This window comes from Streptomyces sp. NPDC050759 (assembly GCF_044456945.1).
Lineage (GTDB): Bacteria > Actinomycetota > Actinomycetes > Streptomycetales > Streptomycetaceae > Streptomyces.
Genome location: NZ_JBITGI010000004.1, coordinates 345,054 through 366,244, shown reverse-complemented (window position 1 = coordinate 366,244; position 21,191 = coordinate 345,054). Strand labels below are relative to the sequence as shown.

Genomic DNA, 21,191 nt, shown 5'->3' with positions numbered 1-21,191 from the left:
GGGCGGACCATAATGGGTGCCTCAGCAACTCCACCTGGAGGTACCGTGACCGGCTTCCGTCCCCTGAGCTCCGGGCTCCGTGCGCTGCAGCCCGCGGCCTTCGGTGCGGACCCGAGCGGTGAGCGCATGGCGCGTATCCGCAGATCCCCCCACTTCAAAGACGGTGTCTTCCAGAACCCCGGCGGAACCGCCAGGATCCGGCCCGACGGGTCGGCGGCGATGGACCTCGCCAAGGGCTACTTCGACAGTGACGCCCGGCAGCAGCGGGCACCGCAGGGCCGGATCCCGGTCCATGCCACGACGCTCGCCGACCTCTCCAAGCCGCCCGCCACCGGACTGCGGCTGACCTGGATGGGGCACTCCAGCGTGCTCGCCGAGATCGACGGACGGCGGGTGCTGTTCGACCCCGTATGGGGCGAGCGGTGCTCACCGTTCCCCTTCGCCGGGCCCAAGCGGCTGCACCCCGTGCCGCTGCCGCTCGCCGCGCTCGGTCCGGTCGACGTGATCGTCATCTCCCACGATCACTACGACCACCTGGACATGCCCACGATCAAGCAACTGGCCGGAACGGACACCGTCTTCGCCGTGCCGCTCGGTGTGGGAGCCCATCTCGAGCACTGGGGCGTGTCCGCGGACCGGCTGCGCGAGCTGGACTGGCACGAGTCGACCCAGGTCGCCGGGCTGACGCTGACGGCCACCCCGGCTCGGCACTTCTGCGGGCGGGGGCTGCGGAACACCCAGCACACGCTGTGGGCGTCCTGGGTCGTCTCCAGTGGCGAACACCGGGTCTACCACAGCGGCGACACCGGGTACTTCGAGGGGTTCAAGGACATCGGCGCCTCGTTCGGGCCCTTCGACGCGACGATGATCCAGCTCGGGGCCTACTCGGAGTTCTGGCCGGAGATCCACATGACGCCTGAAGAGGCTGTGCAGTCTCATCTGGATCTGCAGGGCGGGGATGCGGCGGAGGGGGTGCTGCTGCCGATCCACTGGGGCACGTTCAATCTCGCGCAGCATCCTTGGGCGGAGCCCGCGGACCGGACGATGCTGCTGGCCCACAAGGCCGGCATCGCGATGGCCACGCCTCGGCCGGGGGAGCCGTTCGAGCCGGGGGCCGTCCCGGTGGTCGATCCTTGGTGGCGGGGGGTGGCGAAGGCGCCGGCCGGGGGATGGGTGGCGTTGCCGACGGTGGCGGAGGAGCCCGTACCTGTGGCCGAGGAGCCGGTACCTGTGTCCGAGGCCTGAGCCAGGGTCGCGGCTCTGCCTCAGCGTGCTGTGGGGTGGCTGCGGGTGCGGGGTGGGCGCGCGGTGTTCCCTTTCGCTGGGTGGGTGTTCCCTGGGTGGTGCGGCCCAGGGGCGCCGGGGAGGTGGGGGCTCGGCTGGCCTGTGGCCGGGGCACGTCACTGCGGTGGACGCAGGGGCTTCGATTGCGCCGCGCTGTGGGGGGCTCGGCGCCGTGCGCCGTATGTGGTGGTTCTCCATGTGTGTGGCTGCGGGTGGTGTGACGAGGGGGGTGTGGAAACGGGGCGTGTGGCGTGGGCGCGGGCCGTGTGGTCGGGGGCCGACCGGTGCGGGCAGGGCAGGGGCAGGGCGACGTTGGTGACCGTCCGGGCCAAGGGGTCCGTCGCCGCTATGTGACCGCGGGCCCTTTGGGACGGGACCGGTCGCGGCCGTGGAGCCACGCCGGCGTTGACGGACGCCGGATTGCGTGTGAGCGGGTGAGCGGGTGCACGCTGTGCTCCAGCCGTGTGCGATACGTCGGATTCGTCGTCGGCGAGCGGCAGTTGCCGGTCCTGACCGCGTTCCCGGACGAGGGCACCCTGCACGGTTTCGGACTCTTCCTGCAGTGGCCGGCGACTGAGGCGGACCGACACGGTCAGTGACAATCGGGAAGGCTCGGGCCAATGGTCCGGAGGGGTGTCGTTGGGTCCGTCGTACTCGGGGAAACGGCTGACGCGACGACCGATGCGCGCCTACGCCCTGGACCCTCGTCGGGACGCACATGACCGCTTCTGACCAGGACTGATCGGTATTCACTCGTTCGGGGAATCCTGGCCGGTCTGCTTGTCGGTCTGTCGTGCGAAACCTCATACCAGAGCGGGACGCTGCGCGGGGGACTTTGTCAACTGCCGCTCCCGCCTGATGCCTTGGCGACTACTGTGAGTGTCCGCCGGGCGACGAGGGGTTGAAGTCTTCGGTTCTCTCGACCGGCACGCCATGACGCATGCCCACGGCGAACGGCCGCGGTGCGGGGAGGAGGGAGGCGACGCGCCGGTGACCGACGACCATGCCGCCGCGCGCCCCGCTCGGCACTCCGCCCGGCAGCCCGCAGGGGCACACGCCGGAGCCCGCCGAACCGGGCCGGCCGGCCCGGGACCCTCCGGCCAACAGGACCGACGGACCAGTACAAGGACACCGATGTCTCACCTCCGTGCCCCGGCCGCACGCGCAGACCGCCGTGAGGGCGGGCGGCACGGGCGGCCGGTCGCCCGCCCCGCCCCCTCGCTGCCGGAGACGCACATACGGCCGCAACTGCTGCGGCTGGCCGTGCTCCCACCGATCGCGGTCGCCCTCAGCGGCTGTGCGGCCGTCCTGTTCACCGTCCGCTCCACCGCGGCACAACCCAGCCTCATTCTGTGGGGAGTCCTGGCCGGGGCGGTCTCGGTGACCCTCGCGGCCATCTTCATCGCGGCCGTGGCGGCCGACCGCGCCGCCAAGACGGTGAGCAACCGCGTCGGCGCGTTGCGCCGCAGCAGCGCGCGCCGCGAGGCCGACCTGCGGGTCCTGGTCGAGGGGCTGCGTCGCGGGGAGGTTCCGCCGGGGCCTGGTCCGGGCAGCGGTCCGCCCGACGGCGCCGACGACTTCGACCTGCTCGCCGCCGACCTGGCTCGCGCTCACGACGGGGCCGTCACCGCGGTCGTCCAGGCCGCCCAGCTCTCCAGCCAGGCCGGCAGTGAACAGAAGCTGGAGGTCTTCGTCAACCTGGCGAGGCGGCTGCAGTCGCTGGTGCACCGTGAGATCTCCATCCTCGACGAGCTGGAGAACGAGATCGAGGACCCCGACCTGCTCAAGGGCCTCTTCCACGTCGACCACCTCGCCACCCGGATCCGTCGGCACGCCGAGAACCTCGCCGTCCTCGGCGGTGCCGTCTCGCGTCGGCAGTGGAGCAACCCCGTCTCCATGACGGAGGTGCTGCGCTCCGCCATCGCCGAGGTCGAGCAGTACTCACGGGTCAAACTCGTGCCGCCGATCGACGGCACGCTGCGTGGGCACGCCGTTGCCGACGTCATCCATCTGCTGGCCGAACTCGTCGAGAACGCCACGGTGTTCTCGGCGCCGCACACGCAAGTGCTGCTGCGCGCCAACCTCGTCACCTCCGGGCTCGCCGTCGAGGTGGAGGACCGCGGGCTCGGCATGCCCGTCGCCGAACAGCACCGGATGAACGCCCTGTTGGCGGATCCCGACCAGGTCAACGTCGCGAGCCTGTTGGCCGACGGACGCATCGGGCTGTTCGTGGTGTCCCAGCTCGCGAAACGGCACGGGATCCATGTCCGGCTCCAGACCAACATCTACGGCGGCGTCCAGGCCGTCCTCGTGGTGCCGCAGGCGCTGCTGGGTTCGGCGCCCGGGGCGATCGGTGCGCGGTCGCCGGAAGCCGCGGGGTCGGGTGGGGTCGCGGGTACGGCCGTATCAGCGCATGGCCCGGCCCATCCGCGACCCGGGCATGAGGCACGGCACCGGGCCGCGCCCGCCGAGCCGCTTCCCGGTGCCGACCCGCGCCGGGGGGAGTCCCATGGCCTGGAGCCGGGACTCGACGGCAGTGCGGCGCCGACGACGAAGAGCGGCGGACCGGTCCCGCAGGGCGCCCGGGTCGTCCGAAACGCCGGCGGGCCCGTACGGAACGGCAGTGGTCCCGCGCCGAGCGACGGTGACCGCGCGTCGCGTGGCGGCGGATCCGTGGCCGACGGTGCCGGGTTGCTGCCGCATGGCGGCGGAGGCCTACCGGCCGACGACGGGGCTGCGCCGGATGGTGGCGGGGCCGCGTCGAGCGGTGGGAGGCGTGGGCCTGGTGGCAGCGACTTCCCGTCGAGTGGTGGTGGGTCCTTCCTGGGCGGTGGCTCGGAGGGATCGAGTGGTGGCGGGAGTGGTCCGGGTGGGGGCGAGGCCTGGTCCGGCGGGAGCGGGTCCTTGGCCGGTGGCGTGACCCATCGGAAGCCCGGTGGGGGAACCGGGTCGAACGGCGGTGGAGCGCACTCGGGGCGACCTGCGCCGCTGCCGGTGCGCGGGGCCCGTGGGGAGCGGCCGACCCCCGCCGAGGCCGTGCCCGGGATCCGGCCCGACGACCGGCGGCTGGTCGTGGAGCATGTGAACGCGCCGCCCACCCCGCGCGCCGGGACCGTGCGCGGCACCATGGGCAAGCCCCAACTGCCCCGGCGCCGCGCCCAGGAGCACATCGCACCCCAGCTGCGCGGCGGACCGACGCCACGGCAGGACCCCGAGTACCCGGCCGGCCATGACCCGGGACTGATGGCGGCCTTCCAGCGCGGTATCAGCCTCGCCGAGGCCCAGCAGCACCTGGAGCCGGCCGTCGGCGAATCGACCACGACGCTGCCGTCGCAGCGTATGGAGGCCGACCCCATGGACCGGGCACACACCGTGTCCCGCCCCACTGACCCCGCCCGCATCGATGCGGCACCCACGGTGTCCGCACACATGGACCCCACCTCCATGGACCCCACCTCCATGGGTCCCACCCCCATGAGTCCCACGCCCATGCGCCGCACCCCTATGGACGCCGTGCACACGGACCCTGCCCACATGGGGTCGGACCACCCAGACACGGCGGCAACGGGCCGCACACATACGGACACCCCCTACAAAGATCCGGCTCACTCGGACACCGGTTTCGCGGCATCCGCCCCGCTGGAGCCCCGCCCCGCCCCGTCCCCCAACCCGTCCGCCTCCTTCGACTTCGGCTTCGACCTCGACACGAACCACACGGACGCCACCTCCATGACCGACGCGGCCGCCCTTGACGTAACTCCCATGGAGCGGCCCCACATATCCGAGGCGCACGGTCTCGATCTCGACCGCACCACCCCCCGGCACGACGGGAGCGCACCCGCCGGATGACCACCCCCGCGTACACCCCACCCCCCAGCGCTCCCGCAGACCTTCGTACCTCAAGGAGTCGATCCACCATGGCGAGCGAAGCGCCGACCGGCCATGTATCCGATCTCGACTGGCTGATGAGCGGCCTCGTGCAGCGCGTACCGCACACCAGCAGCGCGGTCCTGCTGTCCTGCGACGGGCTCGTGAAGTCGGTCCACGGCCTCGACGGGGACAGCGCCGACCACATGGCGGCCCTGGCCTCCGGTCTCTACTCCCTCGGCCGCAGCGCGGGCGTCCGCTTCGGCGACGGCGGAGACGTCCGCCAGGTCGTTGTCGAACTCGACTCGACGCTGCTGTTCGTGGCCACCGCGGGCTCCGGCACCTGTCTCGCCGTGCTCGCCGGCCGCGAGGCCGACGCGGCGGTGCTCGGCTACGAGATGGCGATGCTCGTCAAGAGCGTGCGTCCCTACCTGGTGACCGCGCCCCGGCAGCACACCGTCGATTCCCCGGCGATGAGGCCTTGAGCGTGGCGGCGGCCGGCGACGGGCCCTGGCTCGACGACGCGGCCGGACGGCTGGTGCGGCCCTTCACGGTCAGCAACGGCCGCACCCGGCCGTCCATCGCGTTCGACCTGCTGTCGCACGTGAGGGCCACCGGGGTCACCCCCATCGGCTACCTCGGCCCCGAGCACGCGCAGGCCCTCGACCTGTGCCGCGCGCCGGTCTCGGTCGCCGAGGTCGCCGCCCATCTCAAGCTGCCGGCGGTGGTCACCAAGGTGCTGCTGTCCGACCTCGTCGACTGCGGGGCGCTGACCACCAAGCCCCCCGAGTTCACCCACAACCCGACTGACCGGGCTCTTCTGGAGGCAGTGCTCGATGGACTACGACGACAGCTCTGACCCCTTCCCCACCGCACTGAAGATCCTGGTGGCGGGAGGGTTCGGGGTAGGCAAGACGACCTTCGTGGGCGCGGTCAGCGAGATCGCTCCCCTCAGCACGGAGGAACTGCTCACCACGGTCAGCGCCGCGACCGACAGTCTCGACGGCATTGAGAACAAGGTCGAGACGACGGTGGCCATGGACTTCGGCAGGATCACCCTCGATCCGGAACACGTCCTGTACCTGTTCGGCACGCCCGGGCAGGAGCGGTTCTGGTTCATGTGGGACGAACTCTCCGAGGGCGCGCTCGGCGCGGTGATCCTCGCCGACACCCGCAGACTGGAGGACTGCTTCGCCGCCGTGGACTTCTTCGAGCAGCGCGGCCTCGGATTCATCGTCGCGATCAACGAGTTCGACGGGGGGTACCGCTACGACCCCGAGGAGGTCCGAGCCGCCATCGACCTCCCGCCGGAGATCCCGATCGTGCGCTGTGACGCACGGATCTCCAGTTCCGGTGTGCAGACCTTGCTCACCCTCGTACGGCATCTCATCGCCCACAGCCCGGCGCCCGCGCCGAGCCATGGCGCCCACATGTGACCCCCGCACACACCGCCACGGAGCCGCATATGACCGACGTCCACAGCGACGGAACCCGCCCATGAGCTACGACCCACCACGCCCGGCCGGTCGTCTGCTGCTCACCCCGGAGGACAAGGAGGCCCCGGACCGGGCGCGACGGCTGCGCCTGCTGGACCTCGGTGAGCGCCCGGAGCCCGCTCTGGACGCCTTCGCCGAGCGGCTCGCCGAGCGCACGGGGGCGCCGTACGCCATGGTCAACTTCATCGGCGAGAACCGGCAGTTCTTCGCCGGTCTCAGGATTCCCGCGGCCCGGCCCCCGGCGGACGGCGAGGAGGCCAAGCCGGAAGTGGGCCGCTATATGGCGCGCGACCATGGGTTCTGCCCCCATGTGATCGCCCGCCGCAAGGCGCTGGTCCTGGAGGACGTCCGTGACTACCCACGGTTCGCGGGCAACCCGGTCGTCGACGAGTTCGGTATCCGTTCCTATCTGGGCGCGCCGCTCATCGACTCCGCGGGGATGGTCCTGGGCACGGTGTGCGCGGCGGACGTGCAGCCCCGGGCCTGGGGGAAGTCCGGCCTGGAGACCATCAAGTCGTCGGCGGCGGAACTGGTCGCGCGTCTGCAGCGACGGGAGGCCGACGGGCTCCCGGTGCTGTGACGGGCGAGACGGCCACATCACCAGCCGACCGGTCTAGTACCCCCGTAGACTCGCTGTGTGGGACGTACCAGTGACGCCAGGCAGAAGATCCTCGGTGCCGCGCGCTCGCTCATCGAGGGGCGCGGCTACTCGGCGCTGGGCGTGGCCGAGATCTGCAAGGCGGCCGGGGTGCCGAAGGGCAGCTTCTACTACTTCTTCGAGTCCAAGGAGGCCCTCGCGCTCGCCGTCGTCGACGAGCACTGGGCGGCCCAACGGCGGGAGTGGCAAACCGTGTTGGGCACGGACGCGGACCCCCTGCGGCGGCTGCGCGGGCTCTTCGAGCAGACCGAGGCCGGCCAGCGAGCCGTCCAGGAGGGCTGCGGCACGGTCTCGGGCTGTCTGTTCGGGAACCTCGCTCTGGAGCTGAGCAACCACGTCGAGCCTGTGCGCGGACGACTGCAGGAGATCTTCGACGCGCAGGTCGACATGGTCGAGGCGGTCGTCGCCGAGGCCCAGGACCGCGGCGACGCCACCGTGTCCGACCCACGGGAGGCGGCCCGGGCGGTGGTGGCCCAACTGGAGGGCCAGGTGATGTTCGCCAAGCTCTACAACAGCCCCCAGCGCCTGAGCCCCCTGTGGGACAACTGCCGAGCGCTGCTCGGCGTCGCCGTCTCCTAGGGCCCGATCCGCCGGGCAGGCCTTAGTAACCGCGCCAGACGTTGTCGAACGCGGCGTCCTCGATGACCTTCCGCTGCCGTACGGCCTCCAGTTCCATCACCGCGTCCCCGACCGCGGCCAGCACGGTGGCCGCGTCGTCGGCGAGTTCCCCGGCCGGTTCGTCACCGATGCCGGCGGCGGACACCAGAGCGGCGAGGACGGGTTCGCCCGCTGCCCGGCGCTCCTCGGCCTGTCGCCTCGCCGGCGAGTCCACCAGTTCCGTCCGTCCGGTCCGCAGGGGGATCCGGCGGCCCCGTGAGCGGGCCGTCAGACCGACCCGCTCGAGGTCGTCGACGTAGGCCGCGGACAGCCCGCGGCCCCGGCGCCACAGCCAGTCCTCGACCGACTCGTACGGCTCCTGCCGTACGAGCGCCTCGGTGGCCTCGTCCAACAGACGGTCGCCCGTCGGGGATGGGGCGCTGGGCAGGATGCGGTCGCCGTCCAGGACGAGGGCGTGGGCGTCGAGGAGGTCGAGCACCTCGGCTGCCGCGAGAACGAGCGACAGATCGCCCTGCTCCACCGGCTTGTCGGCGGCCACATCGAGGACGACGATCGCGAGGTCCCGTGCGGTGGTCATCAGCGGCTCCATGTCAGTTGGCCGGTGCGGCGGTGAGTGTTCAGGGACCGGCCGCGGCGGGCCGGGCGTCCTCGGTCGATTCTCGCTGCTGCACGGGCACTGTGTGTCCCCTTACGACCATGTGGTGCGGAAAACCGATCCGCAGCACGGTGGCCGCAGCGGCCGCGACCAGGACCACGAGGGCGGCCAGCAGGAGGGCCCGGTGGTAGCCGTGGTGCAGCAGCGGGGCGACGATCAGCGGACCCACGATCTGTCCGACCGAGTACCCGGCGGTCAGCAGGGCGACCGAGCGGGGGAACCGCAGGTGCGCCCCGGTGGCCAGGGCGAGCGAGCTGACGCCGATGAACGTGCCGCCGAACAGCACCGCCGAGCCGAGGGCCGCGGCCGTACCGCCGACCAGGGCGGGCAGCGCGATGCCGGCCGCCTGGATCACGAGTGCCGTGAGCAGCAGTCCGGGGCGTGACCACCGGCGACCCAGCCGGGCCCACAGCGCCGCGGACGGCACGGCGGCCAGGCCCACGAGCACCCAGGCGCCGCTGCCGACCCAGCCCGGGGACTCCTGTCCGATGGCGGCGACCAGGAAGGTCCCGGCGACGATGTAGCCGACGCCCTCCAAGGTGTAGCTGACGAACAGCGCACCGAACCAGCGGTGTGTGCGGGGTCTCGCGCCGCTCCCGCGCGTGGCGGCGACGGGCGCCTCCTGCGGTCGTAGATTCCACGAGGCGGCCGCGAGCAGCGTGGCCAGTACGGCGGCGGCCCACCAGGCGGTGCGCCAGTCGGCGGCGGACCGCAGCACCAGGACCAGCAGGCCGGACAGCGCGATGCCGCCGCCCACCCCGCCGAACGCCCAGCCGGCCAGATGCGGCGGGTGGTCCCGCAGGTGGTGCAGGAGGGATCCGGCCGCTACGACGAACACCAGGGCGCTCGCCACGCCGGCCAGCAGCCGCAGCAGGCTCCAGACGGTGGTGCTGTGGGTGAGGGGCATCGCGGCGAGCGTGCCGGTCAGCAGGATCAGGGAGGCACGCAGTACGGCGCGCGACCGGACCAGGACAGGGGCCAGGATGCCGACGAGGGCGCCGACGAGATAGCCGGCGTAGTTGGCGGTGGCCAGGTTCGCCCCGGCGTCCGTGGAGAGGCCCGCCTGCGTGTGCATCAGGGGCAGGATCGGGGTGTAGACGAAGCGGCCGACTCCCATGCCGGCCGCGAGCGCCGCCGCGGCCCGGGCGGCATGACTCCAGGGGGACGAGGCGCTCACTTCGTGCCGGGGTCGTTGGGGTGCGACTCCAGCGGCGTGACGGTGAGGGTCATCCACGGGCGCAGCGGCAGGGTGCCGAGCACCTTCTCGTGGAGCTCCTCCTCGTCGGCGGCCCGCCACACCCCGATGCTGCGCAACTCGCCCACGGGGCGCCACAGTCGGGCGAGACGGCCGGTGGCGGCCAGTTCCTTCGCGCGGACGGCCTCGGCGGCCCGCCGCCGGTCGACCTCCTCCTGTCCGGTGCCCTCGGGAACGGTGGTGGTGATCTCGACCAGGAACTCTCGCATGACGCGCTCCGCTCGTCGTTGGTGAGCCCATCGTGCGCGCGTCACCTGCACCGATGCCACGACCGGCTTCCTCGCTGCTGATAGGCGCAGGCTCCCAGCGCGCGTACGATGGCGCCCGTGGAACTGCGCCAGCTGCGGTACTTCGTCGCCGTCGCCGAGGAGCTGAACTTCGGCCGGGCCGCCGAGCGACTGCTCATCGCGGGCCCCTCGCTCTCCCAGCAGATCAAGGCACTCGAACGGGACCTGGGCGTCCGGTTGTTCGACCGCGACCGCCGCAAGGTCTCCCTCACCCAGGCCGGTGCCGCCCTCCTCCCGCACACCCGCGCCCTGCTCGACCGCGCCGACGACCTCAAACGCCGGGCCGGCAGCCTGACCGGCTCGCAGTCGGTACGGCTCGGATACGTCAACTGGCTTCCCCCGGACCTGATGTCGCGTACGGCAGCGGTGGCGCAGGTGCACCTCGACGCCTGGGTCGCCCCCTCCCACACCCAGGCCGCGCGCGTCGCCGACGGCAGCCTGGACCTCGCCGTCTGCTGGGTGCGCACCGAGGACCTTCGCAGGCAAGGGCTGCGGGCCCGGCTGATCGGCGCCGACCGGCTCTACGCCGTCTCCAGGGGCGGCGACAGCAGCGACGTACCCAACGTGGCGGCCCGGGACGTCCACGTGCTCATCGACGACGATCTCACCGCCTGGGCCGCCTGGAACGTGTACGCCGAAGAGCTCGCGCAGGCGACCGACGCCCGTCCCGTCCGCATCTCCGACGGCGCGATCACCGGCCCCGCGTTCTTCGACCACGTGCGCCGCTGCACCCGTCCCGTCCTCAACTCGCCCAAGGGACAGACCAGTCCGCTCCCGCCCGACCTCGTCCGCCGCGAGATCGTCGGACCGAAGGTCTACTGGACCTGGTCCCTGGTGTGGCGCGAGAAGGAGGAGCGCGCCGGTGTCCTGGCCGTCGTCGACGCGCTGTGCGAGGGCGTCGGTGACCTCGGTATCCACGCCCCGGACGCCTGGCTGCCCGCCGACGATCCGTACGCGATCCCCGGCTGACCTGCGCTGGAAGGCAGTACCTCCCAGGCCGTAGGAAGCCGATCCTTCCGTCACCCCGTGGACGGGCCTACCTTCCAAATAGTCGACCGGTCGGCTAGTACCGGTCACCGACTCGAAGAAGGTCACCATGAGCACGCAGAACCAGAAGGTCGCGATCATCACCGGCGCCTCGCAGGGCATCGGGGCCGCCCTCGTCGAGGGCTACCGCAAGCTCGGCTACGCCGTCGTCGCCACCTCGCGCACCATCGCACCCGTGGACGACGCGGACGTCCTCACCGTCCAGGGCGACATCGCCGACCCGGCCACCGCGGGGCGCGTCGTGGAGGCCGCCGTGGAGCGGTTCGGCCGCATCGACACCGTGGTCAACAACGCGGGCGTCTTCGTCGCCAAGCCGTTCACCGAGTACACCGCCGAGGACTACGCCACCGTGACGGGCATCAACCTCGCCGGCGTCTTCCATCTCACCCAGCGGGCCGTCCCGCACCTGCTCGCCCAGGGCGGCGGCCACATCGTCAACGTCACCACCAGCCTGGTCGACAACGCGGACTCCAGGGTCCCGTCCGTGCTGGCCTCGCTGACCAAGGGCGGTGTGCAGTCCGCCACCAAGTCCCTCGCCATCGAGTACGCCACCCGCGGCATCCGCGTCAACGCCGTGTCGCCCGGCACCATCAAGACCCCCATGCACACGGAGGAGACCCACGAGTTCCTCGCCGCCCTGCACCCGGTCGGACACATGGGCGAGGTGAGCGACATCGTGGACGCCGTGCTGTTCCTGGAGACGGCGCCGTTCGTCACCGGCGAGATCCTGCACGTCGACGGCGGTATGAGCGCCGGGCACTGACGAACCGTCAACTCATCCACCAAGGAGCGGACATGACCAGCTCGACGGACGACAAGGCCATCCTGAACGACGTCCTCGACCGGTGGAAGGCCGGTGTCGACGCCCACCAACCGGAGCGCGTGGCGGCCCTCTTCACCGAGGACGCGGTGTTCCAGGGACTGCACCCCTACAGCGTCGGACGGCAGGGCGTCGCCGAGTACTACGCCTCCCAGCCGCCCGGCCTGAAGGCGGAGTACCGCATCCTCGAGACGCGGCGCCCCGCCGACGGCCTCGTCATGGGCTACCTGGACGTCGACTTCACGTTCACCGACCGGCCCGCACTCGCGGTCAAGCTCGCGGTTCTCGTGACCCGGGCGGACGACGACTGGTACATCAGCCACTATCAGGTCTCCCGCCTCGACCAGGACCCGCAACGGGCGTGAAGCGGAGCTGTGGCACCGCTTAAGAAATCCTCGATGGACCAGGACGGCGTCGTACGGCAGATTGCTGGGCGTTTCCACCCCTCGCACCCACAGGAGCCATGCCGTGAAGGCGCTGGTCAAGGAGAAGGCGGAGCCCGGACTGTGGCTCGCGGACGTCCCGGAGCCGGCCGTCGGCCCCGGGGACGTCCTGATCAAGGTGCTGCGCACCGGCATCTGCGGCACCGATCTGCACATCCGCTCCTGGGACGGCTGGGCACGGCAGGCGATCCGCACGCCCCTCGTCCTGGGACACGAGTTCGTCGGCGAGGTCGTGGAGACCGGGCGCGATGTCCCGGAGATCCGGATCGGGGACCGGGTGAGCGGCGAGGGGCACCTCGTCTGCGGCAGGTGCCGCAACTGCCTCGCCGGGCGGCGGCACCTGTGCCGGGCCACGGTCGGACTCGGGGTCGGCCGGGACGGGGCCTTCGCCGAGTACGTCGCCCTGCCCGCCGCCAATGTATGGGTGCACCGCGTCCCCGTCGAACTCGACGTGGCCGCGATCTTCGATCCGTTCGGCAACGCCGTGCACACCGCGCTGTCCTTCCCGCTGGTCGGCGAGGACGTGCTGATCACCGGCGCCGGGCCGATCGGACTGATGGCGGCGGCGGTCGCCCGGCACGCGGGCGCTCGCAACGTCGTCGTCACCGACGTCAGCGAGGAGCGCCTGGAACTGGCCCGCAAGATCGGGGTGAGTCTCGCACTGAATGTGTCGGAGTCGCAGATAGCCGACGGGCAGCGGGAGTTGGGGCTGCGCGAGGGCTTCGACATCGGCCTGGAGATGTCCGGCCGGCCAGAGGCCCTGCGCGACATGATCGCCAACATGACGCACGGCGGCCGGATCGCGATGCTCGGACTGCCGGCCGCGGAGTTCCCGGTCGACTGGGCCCGGATCGTCACCTCCATGATCACCATCAAGGGCATCTACGGCCGTGAGATGTTCGAGACCTGGTACGCGATGTCGGTCCTCCTGGAGGGCGGCCTCGACCTCGCCCCCGTGATCACCGGCCGGTACGGCTACCGCGACTTCGAGGCCGCCTTCGCCGACGCGGCGAGCGGCCGCGGCGGCAAGGTCATCCTCGACTGGACCAACTGACTCGACCGGACCAACTGACCTAGGGACTGACGATGTTCGACTCCGTGCGCGACGACCTGCGCGCCACCCTCGACGAGATCCGCGCCGCCGGCCTGCACAAGCCGGAGCGCGTGATCGACACCCCGCAGTCCGCGACGGTGAACGTCTCCGCGGGCGGCCGCCCTGGTGAGGTGCTCAACTTCTGCGCCAACAACTACCTCGGCCTCGCCGACCACCCCGAGGTCGTCGCCGCCGCCCACGCCGCCCTGGACCGCTGGGGCTACGGCATGGCCTCGGTCCGCTTCATCTGCGGCACGCAGGAGGTCCACAAGGAGCTGGAGGCGCGGCTGTCGGCGTTCCTCGGCCAGGAGGACACGATCCTGTACTCCTCCTGCTTCGACGCCAACGGCGGTGTCTTCGAGACGCTCCTTGGCCCCGAGGACGCGGTGATCTCCGACGCCCTGAACCACGCGTCGATCATCGACGGCATCCGGCTGTCCAAGGCCCGCCGGTTCCGGTACGCCAACCGTGATCTGGCGGATCTGGAACGGCAGTTGAAGGAGGCCTCGGGGGCCCGACGCAAGCTGGTCGTCACCGACGGCGTCTTCTCCATGGACGGTTATGTGGCGCCGTTGAAGGACATCTGCGACCTCGCCGACCGCTACGACGCCATGGTCATGGTCGACGACTCGCACGCCGTCGGCTTCGTCGGCCCCGGCGGCCGCGGCACGCCCGAGCTGCACGGCGTCATGGACCGCGTCGACATCATCACGGGCACCCTCGGCAAGGCGCTCGGCGGCGCCTCCGGCGGTTACGTCGCCGCCCGTGCCGAGATCGTCGCGCTCCTGCGTCAGCGCTCACGGCCGTACCTCTTCTCGAACACGCTCGCCCCGGTGATCGCCGCGGCCTCTCTGAAGGTCCTCGACCTGCTGGAGTCGGCGGACGACCTGCGGGTGCGGCTGCGGGAGAACACCGCGCTGTTCCGTCGCCGTATGGCCGAGGAGGGCTTCGACGTCCTGCCCGGTGATCACGCCATCGCGCCCGTGATGATCGGAGACGCCTCCGAGGCGGGCCGGCTGGCTGAGCTGCTGCTGGAGCGCGGGGTGTATGTCATCGGTTTCTCGTATCCGGTCGTGCCGCAGGGGCAGGCGCGCATCAGGGTGCAGCTCTCGGCGGCCCACTCCACCGAGGACGTGAACCGCGCGGTCGACGCCTTCGTCGCGGCCAGGACGGAGCTGGCGGTCTGAGCCGGCGACCTGATCCGGACGTATTGCGATAATCGATCCCATGATCGAAGCGCGGCGGCTCCACATCCTCCGTGCGGTGGCCGACCACCGCACGGTGACGGCGGCTGCCGCCGCGCTGTATCTCACCCCCTCCGCGGTCTCGCAGCAGCTCACGGCCCTGGAGCAGGAGACCGGCCACCGGCTCGTCGAGCGCGGTGCGAAGGGCGTACGGCTGACTCCTGCCGGCGAGATCCTGCTCAGCCACACCAACGCGGTCCTCGCCCAGCTGGAGCGGGCGGAGGCCGAGCTGGCCGCCTACAGCTCGGGCGCGGCCGGCACGGTCACGGTCGCCTCCTTCGCGACCGGGATCGCGCTGGTCGTGGCACCCGCGGTGGCCCGCCTCGCCTCGACGGCCCCGGGCATCCACCTCCGCGTCCAGGACGCCGAGGGCGACGCCAGCCTGCCGATGGTCCTCGACCGGCAGGTGGATGTGGCGGTCGCCGTGGAGTACCGCGGGGCCCCGCCCGCCGACGACCCGCGCCTCGCCCACGTGCCCCTGTACGCCGAGCCCTTCGACGCGGTCGTCCCGGTGAGTCACCGGCTGGCCGACGCGGGCGAGGTGCCGCTGGCCGAGCTCGCCAAGGACCCGTGGATCGGCCCCTACCCGGGCAACCCCTGCCACGACGTGGTGGTCCTGGCCTGCGAGAACGCCGGTTTCCAGCCCCGCCTGGAGCACTCCTCGGACGACTTCCGCGCGGTGGTCGCACTGGCGTCGGCGGACGCGGGGGTGGCGTTGGTGCCGCGTTCGGCGCTGATCGGGATGGACCTCGCCGGGGTGGTCGTACGACCGGTGGACGGGGTCGCCCCGACGCGCCGGGTCTTCGCGGCCGTGCGGCGGGGAGCGGAGGAGCATCCCCTGATCCGTCCGGTGCTGGACGCGCTCGGAGCCGTTGCCGGGGGATAGGGACTGGCGCGGTTTCTCGTATGTGGGATAGCGTCCCGAATGTGAGACGCGATGAACCCGGACCCGACCCCGTCGACACCCGCCTCGGCGTCCGACTCGCCGCGCTGCGGGCCGAACGGGGCTGGTCGCTGGGCGAGTTGGCCGAGCGCAGCGGCGTCAGCAAGTCCACCCTCTCCCGCGCCGAGCGGGCCGAGATCAGCCCCACCGCCTCCATGCTGAACCGGCTGTGCGGGGTGTACGGGCGGACCATGTCCCAGCTGCTCAGCGAGGTCGAGGTCGAGCCCGCGCCACTGATCAGGGGCGTCGACCAGCCGGTGTGGGAGGACCGGTCCTCCGGGTTCGTACGGCGGTCCGTGTCCCCGCCGCACCCCGGGCTGCGCGGCGAACTCGTCGAGGGACGGCTCGCCGCCGGTGCCGATCTCGCCTATGACAGGCCGCCCGTGCCGGGCCTGGAGCAGCACATCTGGGTTCTGGAGGGTGCGCTCGACGTCACCGCCCAGGACGTCGAGCACCACCTCGGCACCGGGGACTGTCTGCGGCTGCGGGTGTGGGGACCGACGCGGTTCCGGTGCGCGGGTCCCGACCCGGTGCGGTATGTGCTGGCGGTGGTCCTGCCGTGATCGTCACCTGCCTGGACGAGGCCCAACTGCTGGACCGCGTGGAGGACTTGGCCGACCTGCTGGTCGACACCGTGGACGGCGGCGCCTCCATCGGGTTCCTCGCACCGATGGACCGGGCGGCGGCCGTCGCCTGGTGGAAGGAGCGGGCGGCCGCGGTGGCCGCGGGACACCTGGCGGTGTGGGCGGCGTACGACGGTCACCGCGCGGTCGGCACCGTCAGCCTGGCCTTCCCCGACAAGCCCAACTCCCGTCACCGCGCGGAGCTGGTCAAGCTGATGGTGCACCGGGACGCGCGCGAGCGCGGCCTCGGGCGCCGGCTCCTCGGCATCGCGGAGCAGGCCGCCCGCGCGGCCGGAATCACTCTGCTCCACCTTGACACCGAGACCGACAGCCCCGCCGAGCGCCTCTACGGCGGCGCCGGCTGGACCCGCGCCGGAGTCATCCCCGACTACGCGGCCGATCCCGTCGGTGTGCTGCGGCCGACCACCCTGTACTACAAGCGGCTCGGAGCGACCGCTCCGACCAGGTGATTGTCAGTGCCAGCCGCTACGGTGCCTGTCATGCCGGACGCCGAAGACGTACGCCGTATCGCCCTGTCCCTGCCGGACACGACGGAGAAGATCGCCTGGAGCATGCCCACGTTCCGGGTCGCGGGGAAGATGTTCGCCACGCTGCCCGAGGACGAGACCTCCCTCGCCGTGCGCTGTCCGAAGGAGGAGCGCGACGAGCTGGTGCTGGCCGAGCCGGGGAAGTTCTGGATCGCCGATCACGAGGCGCAGTTCGCGTGGGTCCGCGCCCGCCTCGCCGCGATCGAGGACGAGGACGAACTGCGGGACATCCTCGCCGACTCCTGGCGGCAGGCGGCGCCGACCGGGCTGCTCGACGCGTATCCGGAGCTGGGGCTGCCCGATCCGCCCAGGGGGTGAGGAGGGCGAAAGGGGTGCGCGACCACCGACCCGAGTGCGGTATGGTTTTCCTGCACGTTCGGCCAGGGGAAACCCCAGGTCAGACGGGCATCGGGACGTGGCGCAGCTTGGTAGCGCACTTGACTGGGGGTCAAGGGGTCGCAGGTTCAAATCCTGTCGTCCCGACCAGCTTCACGCAGGTCGGAGGCCGTTTTCTCAGGGACGAGAAAACGGCCTTTTCCGTATTCCGTGGGACGTCCGTCAGGAGACATTCCGTGAGGCGCCCGTCAGGCGACCCGCGGCCCGCCGTACTCGCTCATCGCGTCGATGAGCCAGCGGGCCAGGTAGTCGGCGAACGAGGACCGCGGAAGCAGGCGGTACGTCGGAGAGTCGTCCACCTGCCAGAGCAGCACCGCGATGGGGCCCACCGTGGTCGACACCGCGCGGCCGGGGCCGAAGGCGCGGGGGTGCAGGTCCAGCGGGCAGCCCTTCTCCAGCACCTCCCGGGCGGCCGGTCCGCTCAGCTCCAGTGTGGTGCGGTTCGCGGAGACGTTCACGACCGAGCCGGGAGCGCCGTCGAGAGCCTGCCGTACCTGGGCGGTCACGGTGCCCGGGTCGGCCCGGGACAGCACGAGCCACTCGTCGGGGCCGAGCCACATGATCGTATGGAGGGCCGAGGCGGCGGTGTCGCCGCATCGGCGGGGGAGCGGCGCCCCCAGGGTCCGGCCGATCCGGTCGGCCGCCTCGGACGCGGGGTCGACCCGCACGTTCACCATCGTGAGGAACGGCACCTCGGTCAGGCTGACGCCCCGGGCGCCACGGATGGCGGCTGCGTCCATCCGCTCTTGGAGGTGGGACAGGGGGCTCATGCGCAGGGCCACCGGTCCCTCCGTGATCGGTTCAGCCATCTCGCCGGGTCCCTTCGGGGTCGTAGAGCACGAAGTCGGTCACCTCGACCGGCACCAGGGCCTCGCCCACCGGGGCCAGCAGGGTCTGGCCCTTCCTCGCCTGTCCGTCGGCGACGAGGGCGAGGGCGAAGGGGCGGCCGAGCGCCGGGCTGTGGTAGCTGGAGGTGACATGGCCGAGCATCGGCACGGGCACCGTCGCCAAGTCCACGTCCGGTGCGACGAGTTGGGTGCCCTCGGGGAGCCGGGTCGTGCGGTCGGCCGGGAGCAGGCCGACCAGTTGCTTGCGGTCGGTGCGGGCGGTGTCGGCCCGGGCGAAGGACCGCTTGCCGATGAAGTCCTTCTGCTTCGACACCACCCAGCTCATGCCCGCGTCCTGGGGGGTGACCGTGCCGTCGGTGTCCTGGCCGACGATGATGTAGCCCTTCTCGGCCCGCAGGACGTGCATCGTCTCGGTGCCGTACGGGGTGATGCCGTACGGCCGGCCGACCGCGTCCACCTCCTCCCAGACCGCCAGGCCGTACCACGCGGAGACGTTGATCTCGTAGGCGAGTTCGCCGGAGAAGGAGATCCGGCAGATCCGGGCCGGGACGCCGGAGGCCAGGGTCGTCTCGCGGAAGGCCATGAAGGGGAACGCCTCGGCGGACAGATCGACGTCAGGGGCCAGACTCGCGACCACCTCACGCGACTGCGGGCCGACGACGGCGATCGTCGCCCACTGCTCGGTCACCGAGGTGCAGTGCACGTCGAGCTCGGGCCACTCGGTCTGCAGCCACTCCTCCAGCCAGTCCAGGACACCCGCAGCGCCGCCGGTCGTGGTCGTCATGAAGTAGCGGTTGTCGTCGAGACGCAGGGTCACACCGTCGTCGAAGATCATGCCGTCGGGCTTGCACATGACGCCGTAGCGGGCCGTGCCGGGCTTGAGCTTCTTGAAGGCGTTCGTGTAGATCCGGTTGAGGAACTCGCCCGCGTCCGCGCCCCAGATCTCGATCTTGCCGAGGGTGGAGGCGTCCATGAACGCCACCCCCTCCCGGGCCGCCCGGCACTCGCGCGCCACGGCCGCGTCCATGTCCTCACCGTTCTGCGGGTAGTACCGGGGGCGCTTCCACTGCCCGACGTCCTCGAACTCCGCGCCGTGCGCCACATGCCAGCTGTGGATCGACGTGGTCCGCTCCGGATCGAACAGCTCGCCGCGCTCACGCCCGGCCAGGGCGGCGAAGGCGATCGGCGTGTACGGCGCCCGGTAGGCGGTGGTGCCGATCTCTCCGAGCGAACCGCCGAGGGCCTCGGCGATCACCCCGATCGCGTTGACGCCGGACGTCTTGCCCTGGTCGTTCGCCGTGCCGAGCGAGGTGTACCGCTTGACGTGTTCGACCCCGCGCATGCCGGCACCGGTGGAGCGCCAGACGTCGGCGACGGTGACATCACGCTGGAGGTCGACGAAGTGGCCGTCCCAGGTGCCGGGTTCGCCTTCGGGGGCGGGCACGAGCCACAGGGCGCGTGTCGGACCGGGTGCGCGCCGCGCGACCTCGGCCGGCACGGACACCGGGAACCCTGTCGATGTCGCCGCCAGCGCTCCGGCCCGTGCCCCCTCGGCCAGACAGCCCTCCAGGTCGTACGTCCCCCGGGCCGCCCCCACGACCTGCTGATCCCGTACGGCCCCCTCCGGCACGAACGCGGCGAGCCCGGAGTCCCAGCGCAGCCGCCCCTGACGCTGGCTGTGCAGATGCACCACCGGGCTCCAGCCGCCCGACACGGCGAGCAGATCACAGGCGAACGACTCGGGCTCACCGACGAGTTGACCCTCGCCGTCAAGGGCCCGCACGGTGACGCCGGTGATCCTGTGCTCGCCCGCCGCACCGACCACCGCGCTGCCCGTCAGCACCCGCACCCCGGTCGCCGCGGCCACCTCCGCTGCCCGCTCGGACAGCTCGGGGCGCGCGTCCACGACGACGGCGACGGGGATCCCGGCCGCACACAGGTCGGCGACCGTGTCGTAGGCGCTGTCGTTGGTCGTGCTCACCACGGCCCGCGAGCCCGGTGCCACCGCGTACCGGTTGAGATAGGTGCGCACGGCTCCGGCGAGCATCACGCCGGGCCGGTCGTTGCCGGCGAAGACCAGCGGACGCTCGTGCGCACCCGTGGCCAGGACGACCTGCCCGGACCGGATGTGCCACAGCCGCTGCCGCGAGACGCCTTCGGGGGCGTCCGCGCCGAGGTGATCGGTGCGGCGCTCAAGCGCCAGTACGTAGTTGTCGTCGTACGACCCGAAGGCCGTGGTCCGATGCAGTACGACGGCCTCGGGGGCCGCGTCGAGCGTCGCGCGCAGCTCGTCGGCCCACCCCCCGACACCGGACTCGGGCTGCTCGTCGACGAGGATCACGCGGGCGCCCGAGGCGGCGGCAGCGGCAGCCGCCGCGAGACCCGCCGGCCCGGCGCCGACGACCAGGACGTCGGTGTGGACGTACTTCTTGTCGTAGACGGCGGGATCCGGAGTGGGGTCGAGGCGGCCCATCCCGGAGAGCGTGGTCGCGGACAGGCCGTCGTAGAGCTCGACGGTCGTGGCCGGGAGCATGCCCTCCGAGCACGAACCGCCCAGCTGGACCAGGGCGTTGGGCTCCTCGACGCCCGCGGTGACGATGCCGCGCGGGCGGTTGCGGTAGAGCGAGGGGGCGACCTCGACGAGGCCGTTCGCCAGCATCGCCGAGGCGAGGGTGTCGCCGGGGTGGCCGGTCAACTCCCGCCCGTCGACGGTGAATCGCAGCAGGGTGCCGCGGTCGACACGGCCGCCTCGCGGCAGCCGGAAGCGCTGGTCGGTCATCGGTGCCCTCCCGGGCGTGGCTCGTCGGGCCGGTACGAGGTCAGCACCTCGTGGGTGGCGGTGTCGCGCAGGACGTTGAACCAGCGGCGGCAGCCGATGCTGTGCATCCATCGTTCCGCGAACGGGCCCTTGGGGTTGTCGCGGTAGAAGACGTACTCGGCCCACTGCTCGTCGGTGAGGTCGGCGGGGGATTCGGGGTGCGGGACATGGGCCTGACCGCCGTAGTGGTACTCGGTCTCGTTCCGCGGTCCGCACCATGGGCAGGTGATCAGCAGCACGGCGTTCTC

Annotated in this window: 23 protein-coding genes and 1 tRNA gene; 18 read left to right on the top strand and 6 right to left on the bottom strand. The window is 71.8% G+C overall.

Annotated elements, in window-relative coordinates:
* Positions 1 to 45 precede the first annotated feature (45 nt).
* From ACIBJB_RS15195 to ACIBJB_RS15160, 8 genes are all read left to right on the top strand, one after another.
* The gene (locus tag ACIBJB_RS15195) at positions 46 to 1,245 is read left to right on the top strand and encodes an MBL fold metallo-hydrolase (RefSeq protein ID WP_398930492.1); all 1,200 of its coding nucleotides are present in this window, start codon (positions 46 to 48) and stop codon (positions 1,243 to 1,245) included.
* A gap of 503 nt (positions 1,246 to 1,748) precedes the next feature.
* Complete coding sequence (locus ACIBJB_RS15190) at positions 1,749 to 1,883, top strand: hypothetical protein (RefSeq protein ID WP_398930490.1); 135 nt, start codon at positions 1,749 to 1,751, stop codon at positions 1,881 to 1,883.
* A 535-nt stretch (positions 1,884 to 2,418) separates the two neighbouring features.
* Entirely contained in the window at positions 2,419 to 5,133 is a 2,715-nt protein-coding gene (locus ACIBJB_RS15185) for an ATP-binding protein (protein WP_398930488.1), read from the top strand.
* A 68-nt stretch (positions 5,134 to 5,201) separates the two neighbouring features.
* Positions 5,202 to 5,636, top strand: a complete 435-nt coding sequence (locus ACIBJB_RS15180; RefSeq protein ID WP_398930486.1) for a roadblock/LC7 domain-containing protein — start codon at positions 5,202 to 5,204, stop codon at positions 5,634 to 5,636.
* 2 nt (positions 5,637 to 5,638) lie between these two features.
* Positions 5,639 to 6,010 carry a DUF742 domain-containing protein gene (locus ACIBJB_RS15175; protein ID WP_398930484.1) on the top strand — a complete coding sequence of 124 codons (372 nt, stop codon included), beginning with the start codon at positions 5,639 to 5,641 and terminating at the stop codon, positions 6,008 to 6,010.
* A complete protein-coding gene (locus ACIBJB_RS15170) occupies positions 5,988 to 6,587 on the top strand; it encodes an ATP/GTP-binding protein (RefSeq protein ID WP_007386183.1) in 600 nt (199 codons plus the stop codon). The genes ACIBJB_RS15175 and ACIBJB_RS15170 overlap by 23 nt, the downstream gene beginning before the upstream one ends.
* Positions 6,588 to 6,648: 61 nt before the next feature.
* Positions 6,649 to 7,227, top strand: coding sequence for a GAF domain-containing protein (locus ACIBJB_RS15165; protein ID WP_398930482.1), 579 nt, complete (start codon positions 6,649 to 6,651; stop codon positions 7,225 to 7,227).
* Positions 7,228 to 7,284: 57 nt separating this feature from the next.
* A complete protein-coding gene (locus tag ACIBJB_RS15160; protein WP_398930480.1) occupies positions 7,285 to 7,884 on the top strand; it encodes a TetR/AcrR family transcriptional regulator in 600 nt (199 codons plus the stop codon).
* 22 nt (positions 7,885 to 7,906) lie between these two features.
* Here ACIBJB_RS15160 and ACIBJB_RS15155 read toward each other — a convergent pair whose 3' ends face one another.
* Genes ACIBJB_RS15155 through ACIBJB_RS15145 form a run of 3 tightly spaced genes read right to left on the bottom strand, consistent with a single transcriptional unit; the run spans position 7,907 to position 10,042 of the window.
* Positions 7,907 to 8,500 carry a GPP34 family phosphoprotein gene (locus tag ACIBJB_RS15155; protein WP_398930477.1) on the bottom strand — a complete coding sequence of 198 codons (594 nt, stop codon included), beginning with the start codon at positions 8,498 to 8,500 and terminating at the stop codon, positions 7,907 to 7,909.
* 40 nt (positions 8,501 to 8,540) lie between these two features.
* Complete coding sequence (locus ACIBJB_RS15150; protein WP_398931002.1) at positions 8,541 to 9,695, bottom strand: YbfB/YjiJ family MFS transporter; 1,155 nt, start codon at positions 9,693 to 9,695, stop codon at positions 8,541 to 8,543.
* 56 nt (positions 9,696 to 9,751) lie between these two features.
* The gene (locus tag ACIBJB_RS15145) at positions 9,752 to 10,042 is read right to left on the bottom strand and encodes a muconolactone Delta-isomerase family protein (protein ID WP_398930475.1); all 291 of its coding nucleotides are present in this window, start codon (positions 10,040 to 10,042) and stop codon (positions 9,752 to 9,754) included.
* 108 nt (positions 10,043 to 10,150) lie between these two features.
* Between ACIBJB_RS15145 and ACIBJB_RS15140 the strand changes: the two genes are divergently transcribed.
* The 10 genes from ACIBJB_RS15140 (at position 10,151) to ACIBJB_RS15095 (ending at position 17,367) form a co-directional block, all read left to right on the top strand.
* Positions 10,151 to 11,089, top strand: a complete 939-nt coding sequence (locus ACIBJB_RS15140; protein ID WP_398930473.1) for a LysR family transcriptional regulator — start codon at positions 10,151 to 10,153, stop codon at positions 11,087 to 11,089.
* A gap of 127 nt (positions 11,090 to 11,216) precedes the next feature.
* Positions 11,217 to 11,930, top strand: a complete 714-nt coding sequence (locus ACIBJB_RS15135) for an SDR family NAD(P)-dependent oxidoreductase (RefSeq protein ID WP_398930471.1) — start codon at positions 11,217 to 11,219, stop codon at positions 11,928 to 11,930.
* A gap of 32 nt (positions 11,931 to 11,962) precedes the next feature.
* Entirely contained in the window at positions 11,963 to 12,352 is a 390-nt protein-coding gene (locus ACIBJB_RS15130; protein WP_398930469.1) for a YybH family protein, read from the top strand.
* 103 nt (positions 12,353 to 12,455) lie between these two features.
* Complete coding sequence (tdh, locus tag ACIBJB_RS15125) at positions 12,456 to 13,484, top strand: L-threonine 3-dehydrogenase (protein WP_398930467.1); 1,029 nt, start codon at positions 12,456 to 12,458, stop codon at positions 13,482 to 13,484.
* Positions 13,485 to 13,516: 32 nt separating this feature from the next.
* Positions 13,517 to 14,710 carry a glycine C-acetyltransferase gene (locus tag ACIBJB_RS15120; protein ID WP_398930465.1) on the top strand — a complete coding sequence of 398 codons (1,194 nt, stop codon included), beginning with the start codon at positions 13,517 to 13,519 and terminating at the stop codon, positions 14,708 to 14,710.
* 40 nt (positions 14,711 to 14,750) lie between these two features.
* Complete coding sequence (locus ACIBJB_RS15115) at positions 14,751 to 15,653, top strand: LysR family transcriptional regulator (protein WP_398930463.1); 903 nt, start codon at positions 14,751 to 14,753, stop codon at positions 15,651 to 15,653.
* Between the two features lie 20 nt (positions 15,654 to 15,673).
* Positions 15,674 to 16,273 (top strand): helix-turn-helix domain-containing protein, encoded by a 600-nt coding sequence (locus ACIBJB_RS15110; RefSeq protein ID WP_398930460.1) that lies wholly within the window; start codon positions 15,674 to 15,676, stop codon positions 16,271 to 16,273.
* Positions 16,270 to 16,803: a GNAT family N-acetyltransferase gene (locus tag ACIBJB_RS15105; protein WP_398930458.1), complete on the top strand. Its 534-nt coding sequence runs from the start codon at positions 16,270 to 16,272 to the stop codon at positions 16,801 to 16,803. Before ACIBJB_RS15110 ends, ACIBJB_RS15105 begins: the two co-directional genes overlap by 4 nt.
* A 30-nt stretch (positions 16,804 to 16,833) precedes the next feature.
* Entirely contained in the window at positions 16,834 to 17,199 is a 366-nt protein-coding gene (locus ACIBJB_RS15100; protein WP_398930456.1) for an MmcQ/YjbR family DNA-binding protein, read from the top strand.
* Positions 17,200 to 17,290: 91 nt separating this feature from the next.
* Positions 17,291 to 17,367 (top strand) — tRNA-Pro (locus ACIBJB_RS15095).
* Positions 17,368 to 17,465: 98 nt separating this feature from the next.
* On the opposite strand, the gene ACIBJB_RS15090 is transcribed toward ACIBJB_RS15095, so the two are convergent.
* The 3 genes from ACIBJB_RS15090 to ACIBJB_RS15080 are packed head-to-tail and all read right to left on the bottom strand — an operon-like array spanning position 17,466 to position 21,182.
* A complete protein-coding gene (locus tag ACIBJB_RS15090) occupies positions 17,466 to 18,086 on the bottom strand; it encodes a sarcosine oxidase subunit gamma (RefSeq protein WP_398930454.1) in 621 nt (206 codons plus the stop codon).
* Entirely contained in the window at positions 18,079 to 20,904 is a 2,826-nt protein-coding gene (locus ACIBJB_RS15085; protein ID WP_398930452.1) for a sarcosine oxidase subunit alpha family protein, read from the bottom strand. The genes ACIBJB_RS15090 and ACIBJB_RS15085 overlap by 8 nt, the downstream gene beginning before the upstream one ends.
* On the bottom strand, positions 20,901 to 21,182 hold the full coding sequence (locus ACIBJB_RS15080) for a sarcosine oxidase subunit delta (protein ID WP_398930450.1): 282 nt from the start codon (positions 21,180 to 21,182) through the stop codon (positions 20,901 to 20,903). The genes ACIBJB_RS15085 and ACIBJB_RS15080 overlap by 4 nt, the downstream gene beginning before the upstream one ends.
* Positions 21,183 to 21,191: the final 9 nt, after the last annotated feature.

Bases quoted from the DNA above. Each gene is read 5' to 3' on its own strand.
- ACIBJB_RS15185 (WP_398930488.1), top strand. From the start codon at position 2,419: ATGTCTCACCTCCGTGCCCCGGCCGCACGCGCAGACCGCCGTGAGGGC.
- ACIBJB_RS15180 (WP_398930486.1), top strand. From the start codon at position 5,202: ATGGCGAGCGAAGCGCCGACCGGCCATGTATCCGATCTCGACTGGCTG.
- ACIBJB_RS15170 (WP_007386183.1), top strand. From the start codon at position 5,988: ATGGACTACGACGACAGCTCTGACCCCTTCCCCACCGCACTGAAGATC.
- ACIBJB_RS15165 (WP_398930482.1), top strand. From the start codon at position 6,649: ATGAGCTACGACCCACCACGCCCGGCCGGTCGTCTGCTGCTCACCCCG.
- ACIBJB_RS15155 (WP_398930477.1), bottom strand. From the start codon at position 8,500: ATGACCACCGCACGGGACCTCGCGATCGTCGTCCTCGATGTGGCCGCC.
- ACIBJB_RS15150 (WP_398931002.1), bottom strand. From the start codon at position 9,695: ATGGGAGTCGGCCGCTTCGTCTACACCCCGATCCTGCCCCTGATGCAC.
- ACIBJB_RS15145 (WP_398930475.1), bottom strand. From the start codon at position 10,042: ATGCGAGAGTTCCTGGTCGAGATCACCACCACCGTTCCCGAGGGCACC.
- ACIBJB_RS15140 (WP_398930473.1), top strand. From the start codon at position 10,151: ATGGCGCCCGTGGAACTGCGCCAGCTGCGGTACTTCGTCGCCGTCGCC.
- ACIBJB_RS15135 (WP_398930471.1), top strand. From the start codon at position 11,217: ATGAGCACGCAGAACCAGAAGGTCGCGATCATCACCGGCGCCTCGCAG.
- ACIBJB_RS15130 (WP_398930469.1), top strand. From the start codon at position 11,963: ATGACCAGCTCGACGGACGACAAGGCCATCCTGAACGACGTCCTCGAC.
- ACIBJB_RS15120 (WP_398930465.1), top strand. From the start codon at position 13,517: ATGTTCGACTCCGTGCGCGACGACCTGCGCGCCACCCTCGACGAGATC.
- ACIBJB_RS15115 (WP_398930463.1), top strand. From the start codon at position 14,751: ATGATCGAAGCGCGGCGGCTCCACATCCTCCGTGCGGTGGCCGACCAC.
- ACIBJB_RS15110 (WP_398930460.1), top strand. From the start codon at position 15,674: ATGTGGGATAGCGTCCCGAATGTGAGACGCGATGAACCCGGACCCGAC.
- ACIBJB_RS15100 (WP_398930456.1), top strand. From the start codon at position 16,834: ATGCCGGACGCCGAAGACGTACGCCGTATCGCCCTGTCCCTGCCGGAC.
- ACIBJB_RS15090 (WP_398930454.1), bottom strand. From the start codon at position 18,086: ATGGCTGAACCGATCACGGAGGGACCGGTGGCCCTGCGCATGAGCCCC.
- ACIBJB_RS15085 (WP_398930452.1), bottom strand. From the start codon at position 20,904: ATGACCGACCAGCGCTTCCGGCTGCCGCGAGGCGGCCGTGTCGACCGC.